Origin of the sequence: Pseudomonas sp. K5002 (genome assembly GCF_013386655.1) — a bacterium.
Lineage (GTDB): Bacteria > Pseudomonadota > Gammaproteobacteria > Pseudomonadales > Pseudomonadaceae > Aquipseudomonas.
The window spans coordinates 1-4,074 of the sequence record NZ_JACARK010001025.1 but is presented as its reverse complement, the minus strand read 5'-3'; the positions used below and the strand labels follow the sequence as shown (position 1 = coordinate 4,074).

General features: G+C 62.2%; 5 protein-coding genes. All 5 read right to left on the bottom strand.

Features of this window, described 5'->3' with window-relative positions:
• Positions 1-126 precede the first annotated feature (126 nt).
• Entirely contained in the window at positions 127-474 is a 348-nt protein-coding gene (locus tag HX846_RS32725) for an Hpt domain-containing protein (protein ID WP_178967000.1), read from the bottom strand.
• A gap of 30 nt (positions 475-504) precedes the next feature.
• Positions 505-2,223, bottom strand: coding sequence for a fused response regulator/phosphatase (locus tag HX846_RS32720; protein WP_177049306.1), 1,719 nt, complete (start codon positions 2,221-2,223; stop codon positions 505-507).
• Positions 2,220-2,525, bottom strand: a complete 306-nt coding sequence (locus HX846_RS32715) for an STAS domain-containing protein (protein WP_003214569.1) — start codon at positions 2,523-2,525, stop codon at positions 2,220-2,222. Before HX846_RS32715 ends, HX846_RS32720 begins: the two co-directional genes overlap by 4 nt.
• Before the next feature lie 88 nt (positions 2,526-2,613).
• Positions 2,614-3,063 (bottom strand): flagellar export protein FliJ, encoded by a 450-nt coding sequence (gene fliJ / locus HX846_RS32710; RefSeq protein ID WP_008434833.1) that lies wholly within the window; start codon positions 3,061-3,063, stop codon positions 2,614-2,616.
• Positions 3,064-3,066: 3 nt separating this feature from the next.
• Positions 3,067-4,074 (bottom strand): FliI/YscN family ATPase (locus HX846_RS32705; protein ID WP_178966999.1); only part of this gene is annotated, 1,008 nt, incomplete at its 5' end.

Genomic DNA, 4,074 nt, shown 5'->3' with positions numbered 1-4,074 from the left:
CTTTCGCTCTGGTTTTTGATGGGGCAGAGCGCTTTGGTTACTGTGCCGCTTTTGCAAAGTGACTCGCTGCAAGAGCGAAACCATAAGCCGCCGTTACCGAAGAAACCGATATACACACCAAAAGCGTCAGAGCTGAAACCGCCCCCGCTCATGCTCATACAACGGCCGCACCAGCGCGAATTCATGGTCAATCTCATCCACCAACTGCGCCAAATCCGCAACCACAGGCTTGGCGGACTTATCCTCGAGCAACTGACAAAGCTCAGCCAACCGCACCGCCCCAAGATTACCGCTACTCCCCTTGAAGCTATGCGCAATCCGCCCAAGCGCCTTGGCATCATCCCCAGCCCGGCGCAACGCCTCTACCCGCTTTTGCGAGTCATCGAGAAAAGTGTCGAGCAGCTTCGGATACTCGCCCTCCATGACCTCCTGCAAGCCAGTCAGCACATCGGGGTCCAGATGAATCTCTGCCACTTGTTCGCTCCTTGATCAAGAATCGGCGGATTATGCCAGAGCCTTCCATGAAAACTCCACGCACACACACCGCCCGCCGTCAGACCAGCCTACATCGCTGCTCAACTGGCGCACCAGGCTCAATCCCCTACCAGACAGACGGTCAACATCCAGCGGCCTGGCCAGCACCTTATCCACATCAAACCCGGCCCCACTGTCCTCGATCCGCAGCGTCAGACACCCCCCCTCCCCGGTCGGCACCACATCCAGGTGCACCCGCACATACCCGCTATCCAACCGCGCCAGCCGCTCATTACGCTCGCGGTAATACGCAGCAAACCCCTGCGCATCCCGCTTGAGCCGCGAATCCAGCCCCAGCACACCATGTTCAAGCGCATTGGAATACAACTCCGCCATCACGCTGTACAACGCCCCGCTCTGCTCCCGCAGCCCATGAATCTCCAACAGCAACTGCAACAAATACGGCAAAGGGTTGTAGGACTTGAGCGTCTCGGCACGAAACTCAAAACTTACCGACCAATCCAGCGGCGACGACTGCCCACTGTCGGAATACACCACCGACGACGAACGCAACGGCTCATCCGCCTGCAGGCTGATCTCCACCATGCTGATGTCATCGCGCACCTCACCGCGAAAACCCGCCAAGGCCTGTTCGATCTCCTCGAACAACCGGTCCGGCTCGCGATTGGCCGCAAACACCTGCTGCAACCGCTCGGCGCCAAACAACTGTTCATGGGCATCGGCGGTATCCAGCACACCATCCGACAGCAAAAACACTCGGTCACCCAGCGCCATCGGCCAGACTTCAGTGCGGTCATCAAACGCATCGGCCGCCAGCACGCCCAGTGGCAAATGCCGCGACACCAGCGGCGTGCGCTTGCCGGTGGTGACGTCATGCACGTAGCCGTCGGGCATGCCGCCATTCCACACCTCCACCACCCGTCGCTGGGCGCTGAGGCACAGCAAGGTGGCACAACAGAACATGTCCACCGGCAGGATGCGCTTGAGCTTGGCGTTCATCTCCCGCAGGGTTTGCGCCAATCCGTAGCCCTTGGCAGTCATGCCGTAGAACACTTCCGCCAGCGGCATCGCGCCGACCGCCGCCGGTAAACCGTGGCCGGTAAAGTCCCCCAGCAGCACATGCATATCGCCCGACGGCGTGTACGCGGCCAGCAGCAAATCGCCGTTGAACAGCGCGTAGGGCGACTGCACATAACGAATATTCGGCGCGGCGTTGATGCAGCCCGAGTGGGCCACCTTGTCGAACACCGCCTTGGCCACTCGCTGCTCCTGCAGCAGGTAGTCGTGGTGCCGGGCGATCAGGTCGCGTTGCTGCAACACCGTGGCCTGCAAGCGACGCAGGCGATCCATGGCATTGATCTTTGCCGCCAGGATCACCTGGTTATAGGGTTTGGCCAGGAAGTCGTCACCCCCGGCATCCAGGCACTGGGCCAGGGCTTCGCTCTCGCGCAGGGAGGTGAGGAAGATGATCGGCACCAGCGCCTCCCCCGCCCGCTGCTTGATCTGCCGGGCCGCCTCGAAGCCGTCCATCACCGGCATCAGGGCGTCCATCAACACCAACTGCGGCCGTTCACGGGTAAACACATCGACCGCTTCCTGGCCGTTACTGGCGGTCAGCACCTGGTGGCCCTGGCGGCGCACGATGGTCGACAGCAACAACAGGTCGGCGGCGCTGTCTTCGGCGATCAACACCGTCAGCGCCTCGAGGACCGGGGCCAGGACGCTCAAGTGAGATCGAACAGTTTGTCGAAGTTGGAAATGGCCAGGATCTTGCGCACATCGGAGTTGGCGTTGACCACCTGCACTTCGGCATTGTCGCCTCCGGCATGGTCACGCAACAGCAGGAGCATGCCCAGGGCCGAGCTGTCCATGTAGGTGGTTTCCTTCAAGTCCACCACGTAGATCTCGGGCACCTTGTAGAACCGCTCGTAGGCATCACGAAAGGCCTGGTGGCTACCGAAATCGAATCGCCCCCTGACGGTGATCGTCAACTTCGTCCCGTCCAGGGACACTTCTGATTCGACTGACATACGACTGCTTCCTTGTCATTGGCAATGTGCAACAAGGTGTAGCAGGTGATAGGGAAGTGGGCAAATCCGTGTAGGAGCGAGGGCGTGGTTAATAGGGGTTTTGGCGGGGAAGACGCTGGGACAATTCATCCAGCAATTTCTGCTCGCGCTTGTCTTCCAGTGCACGGGCTTCGTCGATGTAGCGCTGCACCAGTTTGCGCAGGCCTTCGACCCGGGCATAGGCCTGTTGCCAGCTGTCGCGGGCCTTGTCGACGTTGGCCTGGTGCCAGGCCAGGCTCTGGCGCTGCTGGCCGACGGCGGTTTCCAACTGGTTGAGAAAGCCCTGGTAGCCCATCAGCCACTGCCCGGAGACGCCCTTGCTGCCACGCTCGATCCACTGCTGCTGATACTCGCCGCGAAAGCGCTCCAGGTCCCCCAGCTTGCTTTCCGCCAGGCGAACCTGGCCCTGGAAGTACCCCAGGCGCTGGACGGCGGTCTTTTCAGCTTTTTCGGCCATGTCCACTACCGGGGCAAGGCGCGCGGCGCGAGTGTTGGCCATGGTTTATCCGCCCGGCGCCGGCGCGAAGATGGTGCCCAGGTGTGCCTCGCTTTCACCCATGCTGATCTTGTCGTTGAGGCCCTGGCGCAGGTACGTCACCAGTTGCGGTTGCAGGGCAATCGCCAGGTCGGTCTCGCGATCGCCGCCGGCCACATAGGCGCCGACGCTGATCAGGTCGCGGCTCTGTTGATAACGCGACCACAGTTGCTTGAACTGCTGCGCGCGCATCATGTGCTCCGGGGTGACCACCGACGGCATCACCCGGCTGATGGAGGCTTCGATGTCGATGGCCGGGTAGTGCCCTTCTTCGGCCAGGCGCCGGGACAGCACGATGTGCCCGTCGAGCACGCCCCGCGCCGAGTCGGCAATCGGGTCCTGCTGGTCATCGCCCTCGGAGAGTACGGTGTAGAACGCAGTGATCGAACCACCACCGGCTTCGGCGTTACCGGCACGCTCCACCAGCTTGGGCAGCTTGGCGAACACTGACGGCGGATAGCCCTTGGTGGCCGGCGGCTCGCCGATGGCCAGGGCGATTTCCCGCTGGGCCTGAGCGAAACGGGTCAGGGAGTCCATCAGCAACAGGACGTTCTTGCCCTTGTCGCGAAAATATTCGGCGATGCGTGTGCAGTACATCGCGGCGCGCAGGCGCATCAGCGGCGCGTCATCCGCCGGCGAGGCCACCACGACCGAACGCTTGAGGCCTTCTTCGCCGAGGCTGTGCTCGATGAATTCCTTCACCTCGCGGCCCCGCTCGCCGATCAGCCCGACCACGATGATGTCGGCCTCGGTAAAGCGCGTCATCATCCCCAGCAACACCGACTTACCCACGCCGGTACCGGCAAACAGGCCCAGGCGCTGGCCGCGGCCCACCGTCAATAAACCGTTGATGCTGCGAATGCCCACGTCCAGCGGCACGCTGATGGGGTTGCGTTTGAGCGGGTTGATGGTCGGGCCGTCCATCGGCACCCAGTCTTCGGCCTTCATCCCACCCTTGCCGTCGAGGGCGCGCCC

Excerpts from the sequence above, each read along its gene's own strand:
- HX846_RS32715 (WP_003214569.1), bottom strand. The coding sequence starts at position 2,525 with ATGTCAGTCGAATCAGAAGTGTCCCTGGACGGGACGAAGTTGACGATC.
- fliJ (WP_008434833.1), bottom strand. The coding sequence starts at position 3,063 with ATGGCCAACACTCGCGCCGCGCGCCTTGCCCCGGTAGTGGACATGGCC.